23 protein-coding genes and 1 tRNA gene are annotated in these 24,065 nt (G+C 71.2%); 21 read left to right on the forward strand and 3 right to left on the reverse strand.

Annotated features, from left to right (window positions below; genetic code table 11):
- The first annotated feature begins 136 nt into the window (after nucleotides 1-136).
- Together ACIGXW_RS11075 and ACIGXW_RS11080 are read left to right on the forward strand one after the other, a co-directional pair.
- A complete protein-coding gene (locus ACIGXW_RS11075) occupies nucleotides 137-1,246 on the forward strand; it encodes a ferritin-like domain-containing protein (protein ID WP_399572094.1) in 1,110 nt (369 codons plus the stop codon).
- Nucleotides 1,247-1,397: 151 nt separating this feature from the next.
- Nucleotides 1,398-2,228: a polysaccharide deacetylase family protein gene (locus ACIGXW_RS11080; protein ID WP_399572097.1), complete on the forward strand. Its 831-nt coding sequence runs from the start codon at nucleotides 1,398-1,400 to the stop codon at nucleotides 2,226-2,228.
- Here the strand turns inward: ACIGXW_RS11080 and ACIGXW_RS11085 are convergent.
- Together ACIGXW_RS11085 and ACIGXW_RS11090 are read right to left on the reverse strand one after the other, a co-directional pair.
- On the reverse strand, nucleotides 2,188-2,793 hold the full coding sequence (locus ACIGXW_RS11085) for a hypothetical protein (RefSeq protein ID WP_399572100.1): 606 nt from the start codon (nucleotides 2,791-2,793) through the stop codon (nucleotides 2,188-2,190). The two genes, ACIGXW_RS11080 and ACIGXW_RS11085, sit on opposite strands and share 41 nt — an antisense overlap.
- Before the next feature lie 94 nt (nucleotides 2,794-2,887).
- The gene (locus ACIGXW_RS11090; RefSeq protein ID WP_399572102.1) at nucleotides 2,888-4,003 is read right to left on the reverse strand and encodes a LuxR C-terminal-related transcriptional regulator; all 1,116 of its coding nucleotides are present in this window, start codon (nucleotides 4,001-4,003) and stop codon (nucleotides 2,888-2,890) included.
- Between the two features lie 208 nt (nucleotides 4,004-4,211).
- On the opposite strand from ACIGXW_RS11090, the gene ACIGXW_RS11095 reads away from it, so the two are divergent.
- The 3 genes from ACIGXW_RS11095 (at nucleotide 4,212) to ACIGXW_RS11105 (ending at nucleotide 5,561) form a co-directional block, all read left to right on the forward strand.
- Nucleotides 4,212-4,517, forward strand: a complete 306-nt coding sequence (locus ACIGXW_RS11095; RefSeq protein ID WP_071964414.1) for a helix-turn-helix transcriptional regulator — start codon at nucleotides 4,212-4,214, stop codon at nucleotides 4,515-4,517.
- 104 nt (nucleotides 4,518-4,621) lie between these two features.
- On the forward strand, nucleotides 4,622-5,209 hold the full coding sequence (locus ACIGXW_RS11100) for a DUF6875 domain-containing protein (RefSeq protein ID WP_399572105.1): 588 nt from the start codon (nucleotides 4,622-4,624) through the stop codon (nucleotides 5,207-5,209).
- Nucleotides 5,210-5,378: 169 nt separating this feature from the next.
- The gene (locus ACIGXW_RS11105; protein ID WP_071964412.1) at nucleotides 5,379-5,561 is read left to right on the forward strand and encodes a hypothetical protein; all 183 of its coding nucleotides are present in this window, start codon (nucleotides 5,379-5,381) and stop codon (nucleotides 5,559-5,561) included.
- 179 nt (nucleotides 5,562-5,740) lie between these two features.
- Here the strand turns inward: ACIGXW_RS11105 and ACIGXW_RS11110 are convergent.
- A tRNA-Arg gene (locus ACIGXW_RS11110) sits at nucleotides 5,741-5,812 on the reverse strand.
- Nucleotides 5,813-5,918: 106 nt separating this feature from the next.
- Between ACIGXW_RS11110 and ACIGXW_RS11115 the strand changes: the two genes are divergently transcribed.
- From ACIGXW_RS11115 to ACIGXW_RS11190, 16 genes are all read left to right on the forward strand, one after another.
- Nucleotides 5,919-6,419 (forward strand): PleD family two-component system response regulator, encoded by a 501-nt coding sequence (locus ACIGXW_RS11115; RefSeq protein ID WP_399572107.1) that lies wholly within the window; start codon nucleotides 5,919-5,921, stop codon nucleotides 6,417-6,419.
- Nucleotides 6,420-6,463: 44 nt separating this feature from the next.
- Nucleotides 6,464-7,285: an ArgS-related anticodon-binding protein NrtL gene (gene nrtL / locus ACIGXW_RS11120; protein WP_399572110.1), complete on the forward strand. Its 822-nt coding sequence runs from the start codon at nucleotides 6,464-6,466 to the stop codon at nucleotides 7,283-7,285.
- 15 nt (nucleotides 7,286-7,300) lie between these two features.
- Nucleotides 7,301-8,692 (forward strand): diaminopimelate decarboxylase, encoded by a 1,392-nt coding sequence (lysA, locus tag ACIGXW_RS11125; protein ID WP_360907003.1) that lies wholly within the window; start codon nucleotides 7,301-7,303, stop codon nucleotides 8,690-8,692.
- A 104-nt stretch (nucleotides 8,693-8,796) separates the two neighbouring features.
- A complete protein-coding gene (locus tag ACIGXW_RS11130; protein WP_071964407.1) occupies nucleotides 8,797-10,089 on the forward strand; it encodes a homoserine dehydrogenase in 1,293 nt (430 codons plus the stop codon).
- Nucleotides 10,090-10,133: 44 nt separating this feature from the next.
- Nucleotides 10,134-11,216, forward strand: a complete 1,083-nt coding sequence (thrC, locus tag ACIGXW_RS11135; protein ID WP_071964406.1) for a threonine synthase — start codon at nucleotides 10,134-10,136, stop codon at nucleotides 11,214-11,216.
- Between the two features lie 330 nt (nucleotides 11,217-11,546).
- On the forward strand, nucleotides 11,547-12,461 hold the full coding sequence (gene thrB, locus ACIGXW_RS11140; RefSeq protein ID WP_071964405.1) for a homoserine kinase: 915 nt from the start codon (nucleotides 11,547-11,549) through the stop codon (nucleotides 12,459-12,461).
- Nucleotides 12,462-12,875: 414 nt separating this feature from the next.
- The gene (rho, locus tag ACIGXW_RS11145; RefSeq protein ID WP_399572114.1) at nucleotides 12,876-14,972 is read left to right on the forward strand and encodes a transcription termination factor Rho; all 2,097 of its coding nucleotides are present in this window, start codon (nucleotides 12,876-12,878) and stop codon (nucleotides 14,970-14,972) included.
- 324 nt (nucleotides 14,973-15,296) lie between these two features.
- Complete coding sequence (locus ACIGXW_RS11150; RefSeq protein ID WP_399572118.1) at nucleotides 15,297-16,415, forward strand: LCP family protein; 1,119 nt, start codon at nucleotides 15,297-15,299, stop codon at nucleotides 16,413-16,415.
- A 137-nt stretch (nucleotides 16,416-16,552) separates the two neighbouring features.
- Nucleotides 16,553-16,777, forward strand: a complete 225-nt coding sequence (rpmE, locus tag ACIGXW_RS11155) for a 50S ribosomal protein L31 (protein ID WP_058046284.1) — start codon at nucleotides 16,553-16,555, stop codon at nucleotides 16,775-16,777.
- Nucleotides 16,778-16,889: 112 nt separating this feature from the next.
- The gene (prfA, locus tag ACIGXW_RS11160) at nucleotides 16,890-17,969 is read left to right on the forward strand and encodes a peptide chain release factor 1 (RefSeq protein WP_399572121.1); all 1,080 of its coding nucleotides are present in this window, start codon (nucleotides 16,890-16,892) and stop codon (nucleotides 17,967-17,969) included.
- 96 nt (nucleotides 17,970-18,065) lie between these two features.
- Nucleotides 18,066-18,911 (forward strand): peptide chain release factor N(5)-glutamine methyltransferase, encoded by an 846-nt coding sequence (gene prmC, locus ACIGXW_RS11165; protein WP_399572123.1) that lies wholly within the window; start codon nucleotides 18,066-18,068, stop codon nucleotides 18,909-18,911.
- 65 nt (nucleotides 18,912-18,976) lie between these two features.
- Nucleotides 18,977-19,624, forward strand: a complete 648-nt coding sequence (locus tag ACIGXW_RS11170) for an L-threonylcarbamoyladenylate synthase (RefSeq protein WP_360907013.1) — start codon at nucleotides 18,977-18,979, stop codon at nucleotides 19,622-19,624.
- The gene (locus ACIGXW_RS11175; protein ID WP_360907015.1) at nucleotides 19,621-20,274 is read left to right on the forward strand and encodes a protein-tyrosine-phosphatase; all 654 of its coding nucleotides are present in this window, start codon (nucleotides 19,621-19,623) and stop codon (nucleotides 20,272-20,274) included. Before ACIGXW_RS11170 ends, ACIGXW_RS11175 begins: the two co-directional genes overlap by 4 nt.
- A gap of 73 nt (nucleotides 20,275-20,347) precedes the next feature.
- The gene (gene glyA, locus ACIGXW_RS11180; protein WP_399572126.1) at nucleotides 20,348-21,673 is read left to right on the forward strand and encodes a serine hydroxymethyltransferase; all 1,326 of its coding nucleotides are present in this window, start codon (nucleotides 20,348-20,350) and stop codon (nucleotides 21,671-21,673) included.
- 112 nt (nucleotides 21,674-21,785) lie between these two features.
- On the forward strand, nucleotides 21,786-23,102 hold the full coding sequence (locus ACIGXW_RS11185) for an MraY family glycosyltransferase (RefSeq protein ID WP_399572129.1): 1,317 nt from the start codon (nucleotides 21,786-21,788) through the stop codon (nucleotides 23,100-23,102).
- A 350-nt stretch (nucleotides 23,103-23,452) separates the two neighbouring features.
- Nucleotides 23,453-23,890, forward strand: coding sequence for a hypothetical protein (locus ACIGXW_RS11190; protein ID WP_071964965.1), 438 nt, complete (start codon nucleotides 23,453-23,455; stop codon nucleotides 23,888-23,890).
- Nucleotides 23,891-24,065: the final 175 nt, after the last annotated feature.

A 24,065-nucleotide genomic window follows, 5' to 3' on the forward strand; every position in this document is an offset into this window, starting at 1 on the left:
TATGAGACCGCTTGTCAACAAGACCCGTCAAGGGCTGCGGCATCCGACCCCGTACGGGTGATTGACCCCCGGTGAACGTCCGTGTGAGCCTGCCAATCACCCGTGCATGTACGTCGGCAAGGGACAGGAGAGGTCCATGACGACCCATGAGCTCTACACTCAGGCCCCCGACGGCACCGTCTGGGAGGTGCCGGCCAGCGGCGCCGCCCGCTTCGGCTGGGACTACGACGACGGCCGTGAACGGCTCCTCGCCCTCTACCAGAAGGGCAAGGACAAGCAGTGGGACTCCGCCAAGCGCATCGACTGGGACCAGGAGGTCGACCCCTACGACCCCCTCGGCGTGCCCGACGAGAACCTCGTCGTCTACGGCACCCCCTACTGGACCAAGATGAGCGAGGCCGACAAGCGCGAGCTGCGCCGGCACTACGCCTCCTGGCAGTTCAGCCAGTTCCTGCACGGCGAACAGGGCGCCCTGGTCTGCGCGAGCCGCATCGTGGAGTCCGTGCCCGATCTGGACGCGAAGTTCTACTCCGCCACCCAGGCCATGGACGAGGCCCGGCACGTGGAAATCTACAGCCGATTCCTGCACGAGAAGATCGGAATGCTCTACCCGGTCAACCCCAACCTTCAGTCGCTCTTGGACGACACCCTGCGCGACTCCCGCTGGGACATGCCCTATCTGGGCATGCAGGTGTTGATCGAGGGACTTGCCCTGGCCGCCTTCGGAATGCTGCGTGATTCGACCCAAAAACCTCTTCCGAAACAGATCCTCGCCTATGTGATGCAGGACGAGGCGCGCCATGTCGCTTTCGGCCGGATGGCGTTGAGGGACTACTACAAGCAACTTTCGGACGCCGAACTCCGCGAGCGCGAGGAGTTTGTGATCGAGGGCTGCTATCTGATGCGTGACCGGCTGCGCGGCGAGGAGGTGCTGGCCGGGTTCGGCATCCCGGCCGCCGAGGCCGAGGAGCTGAGCGAGCGTTCCGCATACCTCCAGATTTTCCGGAAGTTGCTCTTCAGCAGGATCGTGCCGTGCGTGAGGGATATCGGCCTGTGGGGCGAAAGGCTCCAGCGGGCCTACGCTGACATGGGGGTATTCGAGATGGGGGATGCGAATCTCGATCAACTCATGGCCCAGGACGAGGAGATCGCCGAGGAGCTCGACGCCCGTCGATTCGCCGAAGAGGAAGCCGCCCGCAAGGCCGAGATCGCCGAGGTGATCGGGGAAACGGTCGCGGAAGCGTAACAGTAGTGCGCTAATCGGGGACTTTACATGGACCCGGTGCCTGTCCTGTCTGAATTCTGTGAGCAATGGCGCGTTGCGGAACGTCGTGCGATAGGCGGCCGTCTACGCGGGCAGGGAGCAACACCGGTGCGCGAGGGGGTGTGGGAAGTCCATGGCTCGACTGACTGCCCAGAGGCGGCACATCGCGATCGCAGCAGGAGGGGTACTGGCACTGGCCGGAGTGATATCGGGGACCGTGGCGGTGGCCACGGAGGACTCCGGCGGCAAGGATCCGTTCACCCAGGGGCCGGTGCTGCCGGGCCCCGACGACAAAGGGCGGACGGGCGCGCCGCCGTCGAGCCGGGGGCCGGACCCCGACCCCGGCCCGTCCGGGCCCGTCTCGGCGGAGCTCGCGCACGAGACCGAGCGCGGCGGCAAGAGCGTGGCCCTGACCATCGACGACGGCCCCGACCCGAGGTGGACCCCCCAGACGCTGGCCATACTCAAGCAGCACGGGATCAAGGCCACGTTCTGCATGATCGGGCCGCCGGCCAAGGCCTATCCCAAGCTCGTCAAGCAGGTCGTCGCCGAGGGACACCGCCTCTGCGACCACTCGGTCGACCACAACACCGCGATGGACAAGAGGTCCGAGGAGTACCAGAAGCAACAGGTCCTCGACGCGAAGAAGATGATCGAGGACGTGGCGGGCGGCGGCGTGAAGGTGCGCTACTACCGCGCGCCCGGCGGCGCGTTCACCCCGTACAGCCGCCAGGTCGCGGCCGACAACGGCATGCGGCCGCTGGGCTGGAGCATCGACACCCACGACTGGCAGCGGCCGGGCGTGGAGCGCATCGTCGAAACGGTCAAGCGCGAGATCGGCAACGGCCCCATCATCCTGCTCCACGACGGGGGAGGGGAGCGCAGCCAGAGCGTCGAGGCCCTGGCGCGCTGCATCACCTGGCTCAAGGAGCAGGGGTACGGATTCGACTTCCCGAAGATCTGAGCAGCGCCCCGGGCCGCGCGCCCGGCCATCCGGCATCAGGCGTTCCGGCCTCCGGGGCGGCGAGAGGAGGAAAGGCGAGGGCCAGCAGCGGCGCGGCGCACTGCCGGCCCGAGACGGTGAGGCGGAAGCCCCGCGGTACGTAGAGGACTTCGCCCTTGTGCAGCCGCATGCGCAAGGGGTCCGGGCGCCCCGGCGGCTGGACGCCGCAGTCGCAGCCACGGTCGACCGGGACGATCAGCAGATCGCCGTCGGCCGTGATCCGCCGTCCCGGCGGGCCGGGCGGGGCGCAGGCGTAGAAGGCGGTCACGGGGCGTTCGAGCGCGCCGCCCAGAGAGCCGGCCAGCGGTTCGGCTTCCGGGCCCGCGGGGACCGGCTCGCCCCGGGCCGGCGCGGCCGCCGCGGCGATCCGGGCCGCGGCCCGCGCGGCGAGGCCGTCGAGGAGGCCGGCCGGCTCGGTCTCCGGCCACACCAGGGCGGCGCTGTGCCCCCGGTGCACCGACAGGGCCAGCGCGATGTCCCCGGCGTACGTGCGGATGTCCCCGCCCGTGACGTCGGCGTTGTGCATGGGCCCCCTCCGGCCGGTCGGCACACCTGGGAGGATCCTCCCCGGCCCGGGCCGGGGGTGCCAGTCACGAATTCACGGTCCCGTGACGGGCCCTTCACGCATCGGCCGTCCCCCGGGCGCCCGCCGGACCCTTCTGCTCCGCTTCGTCGCCCCCGGTCAGGCCCGCACGGGCGGCCAGGATGCCGGCCTGGAAGCGGCTCTCCGCGCCGAGGGTCTCCATGATGTCCGCGATGTGGCGGCGCGTCGTGCGCAGCGACATGCCCAGCCTGCGGGCGATCGACTCGTCCTTCAGACCGGCCGCCAGCAGCCGCACGATCGTCAGGTCCACCTCCTTGGCGACGCGTTCGAGCCCGTCCTGGCCGGCCTCCGAGAACGGCGTGGCATGGGTCCAGGTCTGCTCGAAGATCTCGCAGAGGTAGGCGACGACGGACGGCTCCCGGATGGCAACGGCGCCCCAGGTGCCGAGGCGGTCGGGGATGAACGCCAGCTCGCGGTCGAAGATGATGATCCGCCCGAACAGCTCGTGCGCGGTGCGGTACTCCGCCCCCAGCGCCGAGGCCGCGGCCACGTAGGCCTGGCTGGGCCCGTTGAACCGGGCGGTGTGGTGGTAGAGCGTACGGATGCGGATGCCGCGCTCCAGCAGCGCGGTGTCACGGGCGAGGGCCTCGGTCATGGCCTCCGGGTCGCGGGTGCCGCCCGGCTGGACGGTCGTCATCTCCGTACGGCACTCGGCGGAGGCCCGGTTGAGGGCGGCCCGCACCTCCTCCAGGCTGGGGATGACCTCCAGGGCGCCGGGGGAGGCCTCGGCGCGGCCGCGCAGGAAGCGCTCCCGCAGCCGCTCGAAGTCGTCGCGCACGCGCTGCAGACGCAACTGGTCCTGGTGGATCGACTCCTGCAGCGGAGCGGTCAGCGCGGTGACGACCGCGTCGGGGTCGACGGCCCGGGCCCGGGCGTGCGGGCCGGTCGTGGCCCCTGCCGTCCGGCCGGCCGGGGCCTCGGGGATCACCAGCCGAAGGGCCGTCAGTTTCTCGAGTGCCGCCCGGGTATCGTCGGGGCTGAGCCCCAGGTCGGAGGCTGCGCGCAGCGGATCGGCGCTGTGGTGGTCGAGCACCCAGCCGTAGACGGCGGTCTCGTTCTCGCCGAGAGGGGCCGGGCCGTGGGCTGTCGATGAGGTGTCAGAGGCGCGATCGTCGCATATGTTCATACTCATTCCCTGCTCGCCTTGCTGCCAGACAGCTTGGTGATCCGTTCCATGCGTGGTGGTACGGCCGGGAATCCGGCAAGCTGTCCCCTGCTGGCCAGGCCCCCCACCACGGGACGCCCCGCACCCGGACCACTGTGCGGATCTTAACGACGAATGCCCGTAATAGCGGTCAACTGAAGGCGCCCGTGCCCCTCGAGGAAGACAGGAAGACAGGATGAGTCAAGGGATACCGCAGGCTCTGGCGGTGCTCTCCGAGCGGGAACTGGAGGTGCTGGGCCACCTCGCGGACGGCCACACCTACGCCGCCATCGCCCGCCGCATGGGGGTGAGCGCCCACACCGTCGACACCTACCTGCGTCGTATCCGCGGCAAGACCGGCATCCGCAACCGCACCCAGCTCGCCCTCCTCGCCGCCTCCTTCGGCCGTCCCCACCCGGCCGCGCCGCCGGCGGCGTCGCCGCTGGCCTCGATGCCGCGCCTGGCCGCCTGGCCGCCGCGTACGGGTCCCGACATCACGTGACTTGAGGGGCGCCTGCGGGGGCAGAAAACTCTCTCGTATCCACCGTCTCGAGAGAGGGACCGAATGCTCCGTGGTCCATGCCGTCCGTTCACCGAGGCCGCTCGGTGATCCCCCTCGCCCTGAACGCCTCCCGGGTCCTGGCCGACCCGAAGGCCCCTGCCTGGGCGGCGGACACCGCCCGCTGGGCCCGCGACGAACTGGGCAGCCCCGTACCCGCCCTCGGCCGCCCCGGCACACTGTGCCCCTACATGCCCAAGGCGCTGCGTGAGGAGCGCGTCGAACTCCTCGAATGCCCCCTGCCCGGCCTGAGCGCCGCCGATCTGACGACCCATCTGAAGCGCGCCGCCCGGGAGTTCGCCGAGGAGGCCGGCCGCCTGGAGCCGGCGGAGGCGCTGCTCAGCTGCCGCATCGTGGTCTACACCGCGCTGGCCGTGCCGGACCGGGTGCTGACCGAGGTGCGCCGCCGGGTGAAGCCGCTCCTGCTCGCCCAGGGCCTGACGACCGGCGAGTTCTTCCCGGAGAACGACGACAGGAGCGTGCGCAACGCCACCGTGCCGATCGCCCGGTCGCCCTGGCCGGCCCTCGTCCTGCGACACTCCACCCCGCACGACCGGATCTTCCTCGCCGACCAGCCGGAGCTCTACCGGCTCTTCCGCGAGGCGGGCCCGGGCGTAGCCGCCACCGCGGCGTAACCAATCACCCCTGATGCCCTACTTGGGGATGCTTTATCCCCCATTCCCTTTCGTGCACGGCAGTTTGGTGACATACGTGATCACTGGCCGCCGGGTCGCATGCCCCCGCATAGTGGTTCTGCCGGCCGCGACCGGCGCACCTCCACACCCCGCGATACAAGAGGACCCCATGAAGCGCATCGCCGCCCTGGTCACCGCCGCCGTCGCCGCGGCCCTCCTCGCCGTGGCCGTCACCCCCGGCCACGAGGCGGCAACCGCCGGGACCACCCAGGCGAGCGCGGTTTCCCAGCACGTCGTGGCCGCCCCGGCGCCCCACCGCCCGGGCAACCCCGACAGCAGCTGGGGCGGCTGACCTCCCCCCACAGCCGCCCACCCGAGGCCCCGGCCGTCGAACCCCCCAATCGACGGCCGGGGCCCCACCATGCGCCCGCACGCCCTCGCCCCGCCGCACCCGCGAAGATCCGCATACGCAAAAGACCCCGCCTCCAGCATTTCTGCTGGCGGCGGGGTCTTCCGGCACTTCCAATGAAGTGCCCCCGGCAGGATTCGAACCTGCGCACACGGCTCCGGAGGCCGTTGCTCTATCCCCTGAGCTACGGGGGCGTGTCATCCGCTCGTTCGCGGCGACGGAAAGAACATTACCAGCTCCCGGGGGGTGTGCGGCAACGGTGATCGAAAACTGGCCGGTGGTCGCCCGGGTGGGGTGGAAGTGGGGAAAAGCCGGACGCGGGAAGGGGGGCGCGCCTACTCTCGGGTTGTGCCTGGCTTGTCCGGCCGGGTCCTTGTTGTGGACGACAACAAGGTCATCCGGCAGTTGATCAGGGTCAACCTCGAGCTCGAAGGCTTCGAGGTCGTGACCGCGGCCGATGGTGCCGAGTGCCTGGAGATCGTGCACCGGGTACGGCCCGACCTGGTGACCCTCGACGTCGTCATGCCCCGGCTCGACGGACTGCGCACGGCCGCCCGGCTGCGGGCCGACGCGCGGACGCGGGACATACCGATCGCGATCATCAGCGCCTGCACCCAGCCGGAGGCGGAGAGCGGGTGGACCGTCGGAGTGGACGCGTTTTTGGCCAAGCCCTTCGAGCCCTCGGAGATGGTCCGGCTCGTACGGCGGCTCATGCGCCGCCATGGGGGAGAAGGGGAGGAAGGGGTGCCGGAAGCCATGGCGCCCGGGGAGGCCGGGCCGGTCGTCCGTCCCGCTGGGTGAAACCTGTTCGCGGAGCGGGCCCCCTTCTCCCCTAGGCTTGCCCTGTGACCCCCGCCGATCTCTCCCGCACCGTGTTGCACACCGTGCGCCGCGCCGTCGAGGCCGACGAGCTGCGCGCCACCGTGCCGGCGCGGGTCAGCCTGCGGGTGCCGCCCCGCCCGGGATGCGGGGACTACGCCACCAACGTCGCCCTCCGGCTCGCCAAGGAGAGCGGACGCCCCGCCCGGGAGATCGCCGAGGTGCTGCGCCGCCGGCTGGCCGCCGAGCCGGGCATCGCCCGCGTCGACATCGCCGAACCCGGGTTCCTCAACATCACGGTCGAGGGCGCCGTCGGCGGCCGGATCGTGGCGGAGGTGCTGGGCGGCACACTGCGGGGCGAGCCCTACGACCTGCGGCCCGGCCCGGCGCTCGTGGAGAGGCTCGGGTCCGACGCCGCCCGCTGGAGCCTGCTCTGCCCGCCCGGTCTCGACCGGGACCTGCTGCTCGTCCAGCGCGAGAGCAACCCCCTCTTCCGGGTCCGCTACGCCCACGCCCGTACCCACGCCCTCGTCCGCAACGCCCGTGACCTGGGCTTCACGGCCGACGCCGGCGGCGAGTGCGCCGACGAGTGCGCCGGCCCCCTCCTCGCCGCGCTCGCCGACCACGCCCGCGTCAGCTCCACGCGCGCCCCCGAGCGGCTCGCCCGGCACCTCGAGCGGACCGCCGACGCCTATCTGCGGTGGCAGGCCGACTGTCCCGTGCTGCCCCGCGGGGACGAGAAACCCTCGGTCGTCCACCGCGCCCGCCTGGCCCTCGCCGAGGCCACGGGCAAGGTGCTCGCTGACGGCCTGCACCAGCTCGGCATCACCGCACCCGCACATCTGTAAAAGGGGATCGCCACCATGAGCCGCTCCGCCCACCCCGCCGGGCCCCGTTACGCCGACGTCCTTCCCGAGGGTCACTACACCGCGCCGCCCGCCGACCTCAACGCGCTCGACGCGCGCGTGTGGTCCCGTACCGTCGACCGCGACGCCGAGGGCGTCGTCACCGTCGGCGGGATCGGCGTCAAGCAGCTCGCCGAGGAGTTCGGGACGCCGGCCTACTTCCTCGACGAGGACGACTTCCGCGCGCGCTGCCGCGCCTGGCGCGACGCCTTCGGGCCCGACGCCGACGTCTTCTACGCGGGCAAGGCCTTCCTCTCCCGGGCCATCGTGCGCTGGCTGCACGAGGAGGGCCTCAACCTCGACGTCTGCTCGGCCGGCGAGCTGGCCACCGCCCTCGACGCCGGCATGCCCGCCGAGCGCATCGCCCTGCACGGCAACAACAAGTCCACCGAGGAGATCACCCGCGCCGTCGAGGCCGGCGTCGGGCGGATCGTCCTCGACTCCTTCCAGGAGATCGTGCGCGTCGCGCACATCGCCGAGCGGCTCGGCAAGCGCCAGCGCGTACAGATCCGGGTGACCGTCGGCGTCGAGGCGCACACCCACGAGTTCATCGCCACCGCCCACGAGGACCAGAAGTTCGGCCTTCCGCTCGCCGGCGGACAGGCGGCCGAGGCCGTGCGGCGGGCGCTGAAGCTCGACGGGCTGGAGCTCATCGGCATCCACTCCCACATCGGTTCGCAGATCTTCGACACGTCCGGCTTCGAGGTCGCGGCCCACCGCGTCGTCAAGCTGCTCGCCGAGGTCCGCGACGAGCACGGCATCGAGCTGCCCGAAATCGACCTGGGCGGCGGGCTCGGCATCGCGTACACGCCCGACGACGACCCGCGCGAGCCGCGCGAGATCGCCGCCGCCCTGCGCGACATCGTCACCCGCGAATGCGCGGTCGCCGGACTCGCCGTGCCGCGGATCTCCGTCGAGCCCGGCCGCGCGATCGTCGGCCCGACCGCCTTCACGCTCTACGAGGTGGGCACCCTCAAGGAACTGCCGGGCCTGCGGACCTACGTCAGCGTCGACGGCGGCATGTCCGACAACATCCGTACCGCGCTGTACGACGCCGAGTACTCCGTCGCGCTGGCCTCCCGCACCTCCACCGCCGAGCCGATGCTCACGCGTGTCGTCGGCAAGCACTGCGAGTCCGGTGACATCGTCGTACGCGACGCCTTCCTGCCCGCCGACCTCGCGCCCGGCGACCTGCTCGCCGTCCCGGCCACCGGCGCCTACTGCCGGTCGATGGCGAGCAACTACAACCACGCACTGCGGCCCCCGGTCGTCGCCGTGCGGGACGGCGCGGCACGCGTGATCGTCCGACGGGAGACGGAAGAAGACCTTCTCCGTCTCGACGTCGGCTGACCGGAACGACGAGATCGAGATCTCGGATACTGGACCGGGGGAGGAATCCCCCGTCCGGTGAGTGAGACTGGTACCTACCGAAGATGCATGAGAAACGAGGTCGGATGATGCGTACGCGTCCGCTGAAGGTGGCGCTGCTGGGCTGTGGAGTCGTCGGCTCTGAGGTGACGCGCATCATGACGACGCACGCGGAGGACCTCGCGCAGCGCGTCGGGGCGCCCGTCGAGCTCGTCGGCATCGCCGTGCGCCGCCCCGACCGGGTGCGTGAGGGGGTGCCCGCCGAGCTCATCACCACCGATGCGACCGCCCTGGTCAAACGCGGCGACATCGACGTGGTCGTCGAGGTCATCGGCGGCATCGAGCCCGCCCGCTCCCTGATCACCACGGCCTTCGAGCACGGCGCCAGCGTCGTCTCGGCCAACAAGGCGCTGCTCGCCCAGGACGGCGCCGCCCTGCACGCCGCCGCCGAGCAGCACGGCGCGGACCTCTACTACGAGGCCGCGGTGGCCGGCGCGATCCCGCTGGTGCGGCCGCTGCGCGAGTCCCTCGCCGGCGACAAGGTCAACCGCGTGCTGGGTATCGTCAACGGCACCACCAACTTCATCCTCGACAAGATGGACTCGAGCGGTGCCGGCTACTCCGAGGCGCTCGACGAGGCCACCGCGCTCGGCTACGCCGAGGCCGACCCGACCGCCGACGTCGAGGGCTTCGACGCCGCCGCGAAGGCCGCCATCCTGGCCGGCATCGCCTTCCACACCCGGGTGCGCCTCGACGACGTCTATCGCGAGGGCATGACCGAGGTCACCGCAGCCGACTTCGCTTCCGCGAAGCAAATGGGCTGCACCATCAAGCTCCTCGCCATCTGCGAGCGGGCCGCCGACGGCCGGTCCGTCACCGCCCGGGTGCACCCGGCGATGATTCCGCTCAGCCACCCGCTGGCCTCGGTCCGCGAGGCGTACAACGCGGTCTTCATCGAGGCCGAGGCGGCCGGTCAGCTGATGTTCTACGGGCCCGGCGCGGGCGGGGCGCCGACCGCCTCCGCGGTCCTCGGCGACATCGTCGCGGTCTGCCGCAACAAGCTCGCCGAGTCCACCGGCCCCGGCGAATCCGCTTACACGCGGCTGCCGGTGAGCCCGATGGGCGATGTGGTGACGCGCTATCACATCAGCCTCGACGTGGCCGACAAGCCGGGCGTCCTGGCCCAGGTCGCCACGGTCTTCGCCGAGCACGGCGTCTCCATCGACACGGTCCGCCAGAAGGGCAAGGACGGCGAGGCCTCCCTGGTCGTGGTCACGCACCGGGCCGCCGACGCCGCCCTGACGGCGACGGTCGAGGCGCTGCGGGCGCTGGAGACGGTCCGCGGCGTCGCGAGCATCATGCGGGTCGAGGGCGAGTAAGGCGAATACAGGATCCAAGGGGATCTGAGGGGATTACGAAAGCAATGTCTGCCAACAACAGCCGCCCCGGCACCCACCAGTGGCGCGGCATCATCGAGGAATACCGCGACCGCCTTCCGGTCACCGCCGACACGCCGGTCGTCACCCTGGGCGAGGGCGGTACCCCGCTGGTGCGGGCGCAGGTGCTCTCCGAGCGCACGGGCTGCGAGGTGTACCTCAAGGTCGAGGGCGCCAACCCCACCGGGTCCTTCAAGGACCGCGGCATGACCATGGCCATCACCCGGGCCAAGGAGGAGGGGGCGCGGGCGGTCATCTGCGCCTCCACGGGCAACACCTCCGCCTCCGCCGCGGCCTATGCCGTACGGGCGGGCATGGTCTGCGCCGTCCTGGTGCCGCAGGGCAAGATCGCGCTCGGCAAGATGGGCCAGGCCCTCGTCCACGGCGCGCGCATCCTCCAGGTCGACGGCAACTTCGACGACTGTCTGGACCTGGCCCGCGCGCTGTCCGACAACTACCCGGTCGCGCTGGTCAATTCGGTCAACCCGGTCCGTATCGAGGGCCAGAAGACCGCGGCGTTCGAGATCGTGGACGCGCTCGGCGACGCGCCCGACATCCACGTCCTGCCGGTGGGCAACGCGGGCAACATCACCGCCTACTGGAAGGGCTACCGGGAGTACGCGGCCGACGCGATCTCCACGCACCTCCCCCGGATGTGGGGCTTCCAGGCCTCCGGTTCCGCGCCGATCGTGCGCGGCACGCCGGTGAAGGACCCGCACACCATCGCCACGGCGATCCGCATCGGCAACCCCGCCTCCTGGCAGTTCGCCGAGCAGGCGCGGGACGAGTCGGGCGGCCTCATCGACGAGGTGACCGACCGACAGATCCTGGCCGCCTACCGGCTGTTGGCCTCCCAGGAGGGCGTCTTCGTCGAGCCCGCCTCGGCCGCCAGCGTCGCCGGCCTGCTCAAGGCCGCCGAGCAGGGGCTCGTCGACCCGGGGCAGCGGATCGTCTGCACGGTCACCGGGAACGGGCTCAAGGACCCGGACTGGGCGGTGGCCGGTGCGCCGCAGCCGATTACCGTGCCGGTGGATGCGGGTGCGGCTGCGCAGCAGCTTGGGCTTGTCTGAGGTCGTCGCGCGGGTGCGGACGGGTGGGTGAGTTGTGCCCACCCTCCCCCAGCTACCGCTGGGAGGTGCCCCCAGCCCTGCGGAACGATTGCCCACAACCGCGGCGGCGGCCCGCCCGCAACCCGGCGAAAGCCGACAGAAGCACAGGTAATAGTGCGACACGCATCGTGCGCCTCCTGTGCGCCCTATGTCGCCACTGAACCTTCCTTCGATAGGCTGTGCTCACTCCGCCCCGTCGCTGACCGTGCCGCCCCCACGCGGCATCGCCGTCGCGGCCCTTGTGGATGTCGCACGCCCTACCAAGGCCACACCAAGGAGAGTCATCGAGCGATGGCCGGTCCCGCTTTCCGCGCCGCCGCCGTCCGAGTGCGCACCCCTGCCACCAGCGCAAATCTCGGTCCCGGCTTCGACGCCCTCGGCCTGTCCCTGGGGCTCTACGACGATGTCGTGGTCCGGGTGGCGGAATCCGGGTTGCACATCGACATCGCCGGGGAGGGCGCCGACACCCTCCCGCGCGACGAGAGTCATCTCCTCGTACGGTCCCTGCGCACCACCTTCGACCTGCTCGGCGGCCAGCCGCGCGGCCTGGAGGTCGTCTGCGCCAACCGCATTCCGCACGGGCGGGGCCTGGGCTCCTCCTCCGCCGCGATCTGCGCGGGCATCGTCGCCGCCCGCGCGGTGACCATAGGCGGGGCCGACAGACTCGACGAGGCGGCCATGCTCGAGCTGGCCACCGAGATCGAGGGCCACCCCGACAACGTCGCCGCCTGTCTGCTCGGCGGATTCACCCTCGCCTGGATGGAGTCGGGCGTCGCCCGGGCCATTCGGATGGACCCAGCGGATTCCATCGTTCCGGTGGTCTTCGTGCCGTCCAGACCCGTACTGACCGAGACCGCGCGCGGGCTGTTGCCGCGCAGCGTCCCCCATGTGGACGCGGCCGCCAACGCCGGGCGCGCGGCGCTGCTCGTCGAGGCCCTGACCAGGCGCCCCGAGCTGCTGCTGCCGGCCACCGAGGACCGGCTCCACCAGGAATACCGCGCCCCGGCGATGCCGGAGAGCGTGGCCCTGGTCAACCGACTGCGGGCGGACGGCGTCCCTGCGGTCATCTCCGGTGCGGGCCCCACGGTGCTCGCACTGGTCGAGAACGGTGCGGCCGAGAAGGTCGCACGGCTGGCGGGCGAGGGGTGGGCGGCCAACCGGCTGGCCCTCGACGCCGGGGGGACGAGCGTGCTGCCGCTCGCCTGACCAGTGGCGCCCGGGGGAGCCCGGGCCCACGAAAAACGCGGTTGCCGGTCTTGGAGAGGGGGAATGTTTGTGGGATCCGGTAGTGTTAACCTCAAGTCTGCACTCGAAGCCACATCGGCTCGGTGCACTGTGTCCCGATCAGGGACCGCTTTTCTTCCGGGAGCCTCCCAAACTGCCTGAGCAGCCTGCCTGAGCAGATTCGAGCACGCTCCGGAATCGGCGTGGGCGACATGAGTGAAGCGTTATGTCGTGCCCTTCCCTCATTCTTCACGCCGGCACCAATGCACTGATTCTTCCGCCGTAACGCGGCGGACCACCGCCCCGGCCCGGTCCGAACATCAGGACCGCAGCCGGACAGCACAACCGGTCGCCGAGCCAGACAGGCCGACGCCCGCTCCAGGGAAGGACCCCTTCGTGAGCGACACCACCGATCTGATGGGCGTGAACGCCGGCGCCGCCGGCAATGCCTCCGCGCCCGCCACGGACGCTCCCGCCGCGCCTGCCACCGGTGCTGCCACCGCCCCCAAGCGGCGCCGCTCGGGCACGGGCCTCGACGCCATGGTCCTGGCCGAGCTCCAGCAGCTCGCTTCCGGCCTCGGCATCAAGGGCACCGCGCGGATGCGCAAAGGCCAGCTGATCGAGGTCATCAAGGAGAGGCAGGCCGGCTCCTCCGCCGCGCCCGCCAAGGCCGACCAGGCCCCGGCGGCCTCGGAGACCGCCGAGACCAAGCCCAAGCGTCGTGCGACCTCCAGGGCCCGTACGGGTGAGGCCGCCGCCGAGAAGCCCGCCGAGAAGGCTGCCCAGCAGCAGATCGAGATCCCGGGCCAGCCGAGCAGCGACGAGGCCCCGGCCGGTGAGCGCCGCCGTCGGCGCGCCACCGCCGCCGCGGGCAGCCCCGAGCCGGCCGCCGAGGCCGCTCGTACCGAGACCCGTACCGAGGAGCGCACCGAGGCGAAGGCCGAGGCCGCGGCGGACACCGCCGAGGGCAAGGCCGCCAAGGGCGCCGAGCGCCAGGACCGCGGCGAGCGCGGCCAGAAGGGCGAGCGTCGCGAGCGCGGTGAGCGTGCGGAGCGGGGCGACCGTGCCGAGCGCGGTGACCGTGCCGAGCGCGGTGACCGTGCCGAGCGCGGTGAGCGTGCCGAGCGCGGTCAGCGTGAGCGCGACCGTGACCGTCGTGGCAACCGCGACGGCGACGCCGGCCAGCAGCAGCGCGGGGACCGCCAGCAGCGCGGCGACCGCGGTCCGCAGGGCGGCCCGCAGGACGAGGACGACTTCGAAGGTGGCCGCCGTGGCCGCCGCGGCCGCTACCGCGACCGCCGTGGCCGTCGTGGCCGCGACGAGTTCGGCGCGAACGAGCCGCAGCTCGCCGAGGACGACGTCCTGATCCCCGTCGCGGGCATCCTGGACATCCTCGACAACTACGCCTTCATCCGGACCTCCGGCTACCTCCCGGGCCCGAACGACGTCTACGTCTCCCTCGCCCAGGTCCGCAAGAACGGCCTGCGCAAGGGTGACCACGTCACCGGTGCGGTCCGTCAGCCGAAGGACGGCGAGCGGCGCGAGAAGTTCAACGCCCTCGTCCGCCTCGACTCGGTGAACGGCATGGCGCCCGAAACCGGGCGCGGCCGCCCCGAGTTCGGCAAGCTCACCCCGCTCTACCCGCAGGACCGCCTGCGGTTGGAGACGGACCCGGGCGTGCTGACGACCCGGATCATCGATCTGGTCGCCCCCATCGGCAAGGGCCAGCGCGGTCTGATCGTGGCCCCGCCGAAGACCGGTAAGACCATGATCATGCAGGCGATCGCCAACGCGATCACCACCAACAACCCCGAGTGCCACCTGATGGTCGTCCTGGTCGACGAGCGTCCGGAAGAGGTCACCGACATGCAGCGGTCGGTCAAGGGCGAGGTCATCTCCTCGACCTTCGACCGCCCGGCCGAGGACCACACCACCGTCGCCGAGCTGGCCATCGAGCGCGCCAAGCGCCTGGTGGAGCTGGGCCACGACGTGGTCGTCCTGCTGGACTCGATCACCCGTCTGGGCCGCGCCTACAACCTGGCCGCCCCGGCCTCGGGCCGCATCCTGTCCGGTGGTGTCGACTCGACCGCGCTCTACCCGCCGAAGAAGTTCTTCGGTGCCGCGCGCAACATCGAGGACGGCGGCTCGCTGACCATCCTGGCCACCGCGCTGGTCGAGACCGGCTCGCGCATGGACGAGGTGATCTTCGAGGAGTTCAAGGGCACCGGCAACATGGAGCTCAAGCTCGACCGGAAGCTCGCCGACAAGCGCATCTTCCCGGCCGTGGACGTCGACCCGTCCGGCACCCGCAAGGAGGAGATCCTCCTGGGTGGCGAGGAGCTGGCGATCGTCTGGAAGCTCCGCCGGGTGCTGCACGCGCTCGACTCGCAGCAGGCCATCGAGCTGCTTCTCGACAAGATGAAGCAGACGAAGTCCAACGCCGAGTTCCTGATGCAGATCGCCAAGACCACGCCGTCCAACGGCAACGACTGATCCGCATCCGCTCCGCGAACCTCCCCGTCACACTCGTGGCGGGGAGGTTTCGTCTTGTCGCCCCCCGCCGGCCACCACATCGTGATCTTCCTGTGACCTTTTGAGAGATGCGCCACAGCGACCGGGCCCGCCGGCGGCCGGAATCAAAGACGGCCATTTGGCCGAAATCGCAGGTGGCGCGGGGCGCGACGGCCCCGCGGACACCCCCGCGGCCAGCCACTTTCTAAGACGGTCCTCAGATTCCGCTGTGCAACCCTGTCGCAAGCTCACCCGTCTGGGCAGCAGGGGGTAGCCGGAAAGACACAGCGAAGGACTGAGGAGCCCATGGCTGACGACAGCAGGAGTACGACGGCGGGTTCGCGCCGCCGCCGTGCCGGCGGTAAGCGCGGTCGCCGTCGCAAGCCCCCGGTGCGCCGCAAGGGCCGTCGAATAGCCGCCTGGAGCGCCGCGGCCCTGGTCGTGCTCGGCGGCGCGGGCGCGGGGTTTGTGTACTTCAAGCTCAACGGCAACCTCAACAGCGTCGACATCAACGCGGCCCTGGGCAAGAACCGCCCCGACAACGTCGACAACGGCTCCCAGGACATCCTCGTCCTCGGCTCCGACTCGCGCGCCGGCGACAACGGCAAGTACGGCCGGGACGAGGGCAGCTCCCGCTCCGACACGGCGATGATCGTCCACGTCTACGCGGGTCACAAGAAGGCCAGCGTCGTCTCGATCCCGCGCGACACCATCGTCGCCCGGCCCGAGTGCACCACGCCCAGCGGCAAGAAGGCCCCGGCGGTCAAGCGCGGGCAGTTCAACGAGGCGTACTCCCTCGGCGGCGCCGCCTGCGCGGTCAAGACCGTCGAGGCGATGACCAACATCCGCATGGACCACTATCTGGAGGTCGACTTCGCCGGCTTCCAGAAGCTGATCGACAAGCTGGGCGGGGTGGAGGTCACCACCACCAAGGCCATCCGCGACAAGGACAGCCACCTCAGCCTCGACGCCGGCACCCACAAGCTCAACGGCGAGCAGTCCCTCGGCCTCGTCCGCACCCGCAAGGGCGTCGGCGACGGCAGCGACCTGGGCCGCATCAAGCTCCAGCAGGCCTTCATCAAGGCCCTGCTCGACCAGATCAAGTCCGTCGGGGTCTTCACCAGCCCCACCAAGCTCTACGGAATCGCCGACACCGCCACCAAGGCGCTCACCACCGACCGCGAGCTGGCCTCCGTCGACAAGCTCTACAGCTTCTCCAACGGGCTGAAGGGCATCGGCTCCGACGACATGCACATGGTCACGCTGCCCGTGACGGACGACCCCCGGGACCCCAACCGGGTCGTCCCGCTCGTCACCCAGGCCCAGGAGATCTGGACGGCACTCCGCGCCGACCAGCAGATCCCCGAATCCGCGCTCAAGGACGGCGCCGGCACCAAGACCGACGCCGACGGGGTCGTGCGGTAGACCTGCGGGAATAACCGGCCGCCACCCCCCGTTTTGGGGGATACGGCCAGGACTGGCAGACTGGTACGTCGGCCCCGGTTCACGTAAGGCAATCCCGCCTCTACGACCCGGAGCCCTCCCGAACCTAGGAGAACCCCTTGAAGCGCGACATCCACCCGGAGTACGTCGAGACGCAGGTCAGCTGCACCTGTGGCGCCTCGTTCACCACGCGTAGCACCGTTGCCGACGGCACCATCCGCGCCGACGTGTGCTCCGAGTGCCACCCGTTCTACACGGGCAAGCAGAAGATCCTCGACACCGGTGGCCGTGTGGCGCGGTTCGAGGCCCGCTTCGGCAAGGCCGCCGGGTCGGCCAAGAAGTAGCGACCCGCAGGCGCCGGTCCTCGGTCGCCCAGTTTCGGCTGGGCGACCGGACCGGCGCTTTGTCGTCCAGCAGGCCCGCGGGGCCGTCACTTCCAGCAGCTAGGGAAATTCGATGTTCGAGGCAGTCGAGGAACTGATCGGTGAGCACGCCGACCTCGAGAAGCGGCTCGCCGACCCCGCCGTGCACGCGGACCAGGCCAACGCCCGCAAGCTCAACAAGCGCTATGCCGAGCTGACCCCGATCGTCGGGACCTACCGCTCCTGGAAGCAGACCGCGGACGACATCGAGACCGCGCGCGAGTTCGCGGCCGACGACCCCGACTTCGCGGCCGAGGTCAAGGAGCTGGAGAAGCAGCGCGAGGAGCTCACCGAGAAGCTGCGCCTGCTGCTGGTGCCCCGTGACCCCAGCGACGACAAGGACGTCATCCTCGAGATCAAGGCGGGCGCGGGCGGCGACGAGTCGGCGCTGTTCGCCGGCGACCTGCTGCGCATGTACCTGCGCTACGCGGAGCGCGTGGGCTGGAAGACCGAGATCATCGACACCACCGAGTCCGAGCTCGGCGGCTACAAGGACGTCCAGGTCGCGGTGAAGACCAAGGGCGGCAACGGCGCCACCGAGCCCGGCCAGGGCGTCTGGGCCCGGCTGAAGTACGAGGGCGGCGTCCACCGCGTCCAGCGCGTGCCCGCCACCGAGTCCCAGGGCCGCATCCACACCTCCGCCGCCGGCGTGCTCGTCACGCCCGAGGCCGAGGAGATCGACGTCGAGATCAACATGAACGACCTGCGGATCGACGTCTACCGCTCCTCCGGCCCCGGCGGCCAGTCCGTGAACACCACCGACTCCGCGGTGCGCATCACCCACCTGCCCACCGGCGTCGTCGCCTCCTGCCAGAACGAGAAGAGCCAGCTCCAGAACAAGGAGCAGGCCCTGCGCATCCTGCGCTCGCGGCTGCTCGCCGCGGCCCAGGAGGCGGCGGAGCAGGAGGCCTCGGACGCCCGGCGCAGCCAGGTCCGCACCGTCGACCGCTCCGAGAAGATCCGGACCTACAACTTCCCGGAAAACCGCATCTCGGACCACCGCGTCGGCTTCAAGGCGTACAACTTGGACCAGGTGCTCGACGGCGAGCTGGATCCCGTGATCCAGGCGTGCGTGGACGCCGACTCGGCGGCGAAGCTCGCTGCCGCGGGCTGACGGTGCCGGCGGTGCCGGCTGTGCTTGCCAAGTGATGAAGAATCGAGCCCGTCCGGCCACAGTGGACGACCGGGGCGCCGACGCGAGAGGAACAACGTGAACCTGCTGCTAGCAGAGGTGGCGCAAGCCACTCAGCGGCTGGCCGACGCCGGCGTACCGTCTCCGCGCTTCGACGCGGAGGAGCTGGCCGCCTTCGTGCACGGCGTCAAGCGCGGCGAGCTGCACAACGTCAAGGACGCCGACTTCGACGCCCGCTACTGGGAGGCCGTCGCGCGCCGCGAGGCCCGCGAGCCGCTGCAGCACATCACCGGCCGCGCCTTCTTCCGCTACCTGGAGCTCCAGGTCGGGCCCGGCGTCTTCGTGCCCCGCCCCGAGACCGAGTCGGTCGTCGGCTGGGCCATAGACGCCGTGCGGGCCATGGACGTCGTCGAGCCCCTCATCGTCGACCTGTGCACCGGCTCCGGGGCCATCGCCCTGGCCCTGGCCCAGGAGGTGCCGCGCTCGCGCGTGCACGCCGTGGAGCTCGACGAGGGCGCCCTGGGCTGGGCCCGCAAGAACGTGGCGGGCTCCCGCGTCCAGCTCCACCACGGCAACGCCCTGACCGCCCTGCCCGAGCTGGACGGCCAGGTCGACCTGGTGATCTCCAACCCGCCGTACATCCCGCTCACCGAGTGGGAGTACGTCGCCCCCGAGGCCCGCGACCACGACCCCGAGCTCGCGCTGTTCTCCGGCGAGGACGGCCTCGACACCATCCGCGGCATCGAGCGCACCGCGCACCGGCTGCTGCGGCCCGGCGGCGTCGTCGTCATCGAGCACGCCGACACCCAGGGCGGCCAGGTCCCGTGGATCTTCACCGAGGAGCGGGGCTGGGCCGACGCGGCCGACCACCCCGACCTGAACAACCGGCCCCGCTTCGCGACGGCCCGCAAGGCGACTCCGTGACGGCCCCGACCGCCCCGGCAGCCGACCGGCACCAGACCAAGACCCAGTACGAGGAGGTCCGTTAGATGGCACGGCGATACGACTGCAGCGACGCGACCGACCGCAAGACCGGTCTGCGCGAAGCCGCCGCCGCGGTCCGCCGCGGCGAGCTGGTCGTGCTGCCCACCGACACCGTCTACGGCATCGGTGCGGACGCCTTCAGCCGCGAGGCCGTCGGCGACCTCCTCCAGGCCAAGGGCCGGGGCCGGGGCATGCCCTCGCCCGTCCTGGTCGGCTCCCCGAACACCCTGCACGGCCTCGTCACGGACTTCTCCGAGCAGGCCTGGGAGCTCGTCGACGCCTTCTGGCCCGGCGCCCTGACCCTGGTCGCCAAGCACCAGCCGTCGCTGACCTGGGACCTGGGCGAGACCCGGGGCACCGTGGCCGTGCGGATGCCGCTGCACCCGGTGGCCCTGGAGCTGCTCACCGAGTTCGGCCCCATGGCCGTCTCCAGCGCCAACCTCACCGGTCACCCCGCCCCGCAGGACTGCGACGCCGCACAGGAGATGCTCGGGGACTCCGTCTCCGTCTACCTCGACGGCGGCTCCACGCCCGCCGACGTGCCGTCCTCCATCGTGGACGTCACCGGCCAGGTGCCCGTCCTGCTGCGCGCCGGCGCCATCAGCGCCGAGCAGCTGCGCGAGGTGGTACCCGAACTCGAGGTGGCGAATTGATCGCCGCGCAGGGGCGTGGCATAGCGGGACCGGACACCACCACCGACACCTTCCGCATCCTCCACGTCAGCACTGGCAACGTCTGCCGCTCGCCCATCACCGAGCGGCTGACCCGCCATGCCCTCGCCCACCGCCTCGGCGACCCCTTCGCGGGCGGCCTGGTGGTGGAGAGCGCCGGCACCTGGGGCCACGAGGGCGCGCCCATGGAGGCCCACGCCGCCACGGTCCTGGCCGACTTCGGCGCCGACGCCCACGGCTTCACCGGCCGTGAGCTCCTCGACGAGCACGTCATCCGCGCCGACCTCGTCCTGACCGCCACCCGCGACCACCGCGCCCAGGTCATTTCCATGGGCCACTCCGCGGGTCTGCGCACCTTCACGCTGAAGGAGTTCACCCGGCTGGTGCGGGCCATAGACCCCGCGACCCTTCCGGACCCCGAGCGGGCCGGCGGGGTGGTCGACCGCGCCCGCGCCCTGGTGCAGGCCGCCGCCGCCCTGCGCGGCTGGCTGCTGGCGCCCACCGCGGACGCCGACGAGGTCCACGACCCCTACGGCGCCCCGATCACCTTCTTCCGCTCCATCGGCGACGAGATCAACCAGGCCCTCGACCCGGTCGTCACCGCCCTCACGGGAGTCGCGTCCCGCTCCTGAGCAGCGACCCCGCGGACCGGGGCCTACATTGGGTGGTGAGCCCATCGCACCCGCCCACAGCTCGGAGCCCGCGATGTCCGCGACGCCTCTCACCCCCGCGCCCGCCCGGGCCGCCGGCGCGGCACCCACCACCGAAGCGGCGGAGCAGGCCGGCCCGCACCCCGCGTGGGGGCACGGCTTCGAGGCCCTGCTGCGGCAGGACCCCGAGCTCGCCGGGCTCCTCCTGGGCGAGACCGAGCGCCAGGCGACCGGACTGCAGCTGATCGCCGCCGAGAACTTCACCTCGCCCGCCGTGCTCGCCACCCTCGGCTCCCCGCTCACCAACAAGTACGCCGAGGGCTACCCGGGCGCCCGCCACCACGGCGGCTGCGAGCTCGTCGACCTCGTCGAGCGCATCGCCACCGACCGCGCCAAGACCCTCTTCGGCGCCGAGCACGCCAACGTCCAGCCGCACTCCGGCACCGCCGCCGTACTGGCCGCCTACGCCGCGCTGCTGCGCCCCGGGGACACCGTGCTGGCCATGGGCCTGCGGCACGGCGGCCACCTCACGCACGGCTCCCCGGCGAACTTCTCGGGCCGCTGGTTCGACTTCGTCGGCTACGGCGTCCGCGAGGACACCGGCCTCATCGACTACGAGCAGGTGCGCGCCCTGGCCCGGGAGCACCGCCCCCAGGCCATCGTCTGCGGCTCGATCTCCTATCCCCGCCACCCCGACTACGCCGCCTTCCGCGAGATCGCCGACGAGGTGGGCGCGTATCTGATCGTCGATGCCGCGCACCCCATCGGCCTGGTCGCCGGGGGAGCGGCGCCCAACCCCGTCCCGTACGCGGACGTGGTGTGCGCCACCACCCACAAGGTGCTGCGCGGGCCGCGCGGCGGGATCGTCCTGTGCGGGGCGCGGCTGGCGGAACAGGTCGACCGGGCGGTGTTCCCGTTCACCCAGGGCGGTGCCCAGATGCACACGGTCGCCGCGAAGGCCGTCGCCTTCGGGGAGGCCGCGACGCCGGCGTTCACCGCCTACGCCCACCGGGTGGTCGCCAACGCCCGCGCCCTGGGGGCCGCCCTGGCCGCCCAGGGGCTCGTCCTGGCCACCGGAGGCACCGACACCCACCTCCTGGTCGCCGACGTCGCACCGCTGGCCCTGGACGCCGCCACGGCCCGCCGCCGCCTCGCCGCGGCCGCGATCGTGCTGGACGTGTGCGGGCTGGCCCACGGCACCGCCCGGGGGCTGCGCCTGGGGACCGCGGCGCTGACCACCCAGGGCATGGGTGAGGCGGAGATGAGGCACGTGGGGATGCTGCTCGGTGCGGCGCTGCGCGGGGAGGGGCGGGAGGGCCAGGTGCGCGCCGAGGTGGCGGATCTGGCCGGAAGGTTCCCGCCCTACCGGTCCCACATGTGATCATTTGCAACCACTCGGGCCCGGCCGGCGTCTTCACCTGCATTCACGGATCAGGGGCGGACGCGAATATGGTGTGGGGCTGTGATGTCCAGCGCGATCCCTGGGGCAGTCCGTGCGTGAATACCTGCTGACGTTGTGCGTCACCGCGGCCGTCACCTATCTGCTGACGGGCCCGGTGCGGAAGTTCGCGATCCTGGCCGGCGCCATGCCGGAGATCCGCGCGCGCGACGTGCACCGGGAACCCACGCCGCGGCTCGGGGGCATCGCGATGTTCGGCGGTCTGTGCGCGGGACTGCTGGTGGCCGCGCACCTGTCGAACCTCAAGCACGTCTTCGAGCTGTCCAACGAGCCGCGCGCGCTGCTCTCGGGCGCGGGCCTGATCTGGCTGCTGGGCGTGCTGGACGACAAGTGGGGCGTGGACGCCCTGGTCAAGCTCGGCGGACAGATGATCGCCGCCGGTGTGATGGTGCTGCAGGGCCTGACGATCCTGTGGATCCCGGTGCCCGGTGTGGGCACGGTCTCGCTGACGCCGATGCAGGGCACGCTGCTGACGGTCGCGCTGGTGGTGATCACCATCAACGCGGTGAACTTCGTCGACGGCCTGGACGGGCTGGCCTCGGGCATGGTGTGCATCGCCGCCGCCGCGTTCTTCCTGTACGCGTACCGGATGTGGTTCGGGCACGGCCTGGAGGCCGCCGCCCCCGCGACGCTGTTCGCGGCGATCCTGATGGGCATGTGCCTGGGCTTCCTGCCGCACAACATGCACCCGGCGCGGATCTTCATGGGCGACTCCGGCTCGATGCTCATCGGCCTGGTCCTGGCGGCGGGAGCCATCTCCGTCACCGGTCAGGTGGACCCGGACGCGCTCAAGCTGTGGGCCGGTTCGGAGCGGGCCGCGGTGCACACCATGGTGCCGGTCTACATTCCGCTGCTGCTGCCGCTGACGGTGATCGCGGTGCCGGTCGCGGACCTGCTGCTGGCGGTCGTGCGCCGTACGTGGAAGGGCCAGTCGCCGTTCGCCGCCGACCGCGGGCATCTGCACCACCGGCTGCTGGAGATCGGCCATTCCCACAGCCGGGCCGTATTGATCATGTATTTCTGGTCCGCGCTGATCGCCTTCGGGGCGGTGGCCTATTCCGTGAATTCGGCGAGTGTCTGGATCCTGCTGCTGGTCGTCGTGCTCAGTGCGGTCGGTCTGGTGCTGCTGCTGATGCCGCGTTTCACGCCCCGTGCGCCGCGCTGGGCGGAGCAGTTCGTGCCGCCCCGCTACCGGCGCCGGGCCGTGCCCGCGGCGGCCGTGGAGCAGCCGCAGGCGGCCGCGGAGGGCGGTCCGCAGCGGGAGCCGGTGCCGGCGGGCCTGCACGGGGCGACGGCGATCGGGGACCGCTCGCGCTTCACGCACCGCGGAAAGATCGGCAGCAATCACTGAGCGGTGGAATGCGTGACGCAACGCCGCATATAAGCGATCTTGAACGGCCGAAATCATCCGTCGGCGACGGTCCCGGACGGCCTAAAGAGGGCGTGCGGAGCGTCCGCAATAGCAGACTCTCAACCCCTTCGTCAGCCCGATGACCTGCGGATTGACCCTTCCGTGTGACATGCGGCACACGATGTAGGTAAAGACCTCATCAAATAGTTTGTGATACCGTTCACGAAACCCGGTGCTAGAGCCGAAGGACCGTAGTGCGGCGGCCCTTCGTCGCGAGCCATGTCTCATCCCCGGGGATACGCTCGTCCACGACGAATCGTTGCTTCCGACCTTCGCCGGAGAAACCCTTCATGCAGTCCAACGACGCCCGAACGCTTTTGCAGTGCGCCGTGCCGACCGCCGTTGTCGGCGTTGTCGCCGCCGTCGTCAGCTCGGTGCTCGCCGGCGGCAAGGGGGGGATCGGAGCCGTTGTCGGCGTGGTCCTCGCCGGCGGGGTGATGGCGACCGGTCTGGTCATCCTCAACCGCACCGCCAGGCACCTGCCCCACCTGTTCCAGGCGATGGGTCTGGTGCTCTACCTGACCCAGATCCTGCTGGTGGCCGTCTTTCTCGTGGTCTTCAAGAACACCACGCTCTTCAGCACCAAGGCCTTCGCCTTCTCGCTGCTCGCCGCGACCCTGACCTGGATCGCGGCCCAGGCCCGTGCCTACATGAAGGCGAAGATCCTTTACGTGGATCCGGAGTCCGGCGAGGCGCAGAAGTCCGCGCCGGCCGGGTCTCCGTCATGACCGGTAGGGCCGGAATAAATGCCCGTGTGCTCACCTGCTATCGTCCGGTGCCATCTGAGGTGCAGCGGACGCAGGCAGCCGAATCCCCGGGATTCCCGGGTGAGAGTCGGCTTCCCGTGCAGCTGACGCCTGCGATGACTTCCGGCCCCCGGCCGACCCGCCGCATCCCCATCCG

The sequence above is a fragment of the Streptomyces sp. NPDC053079 genome (assembly GCF_044546695.1).
In the GTDB taxonomy this organism is placed as follows: domain Bacteria; phylum Actinomycetota; class Actinomycetes; order Streptomycetales; family Streptomycetaceae; genus Streptomyces.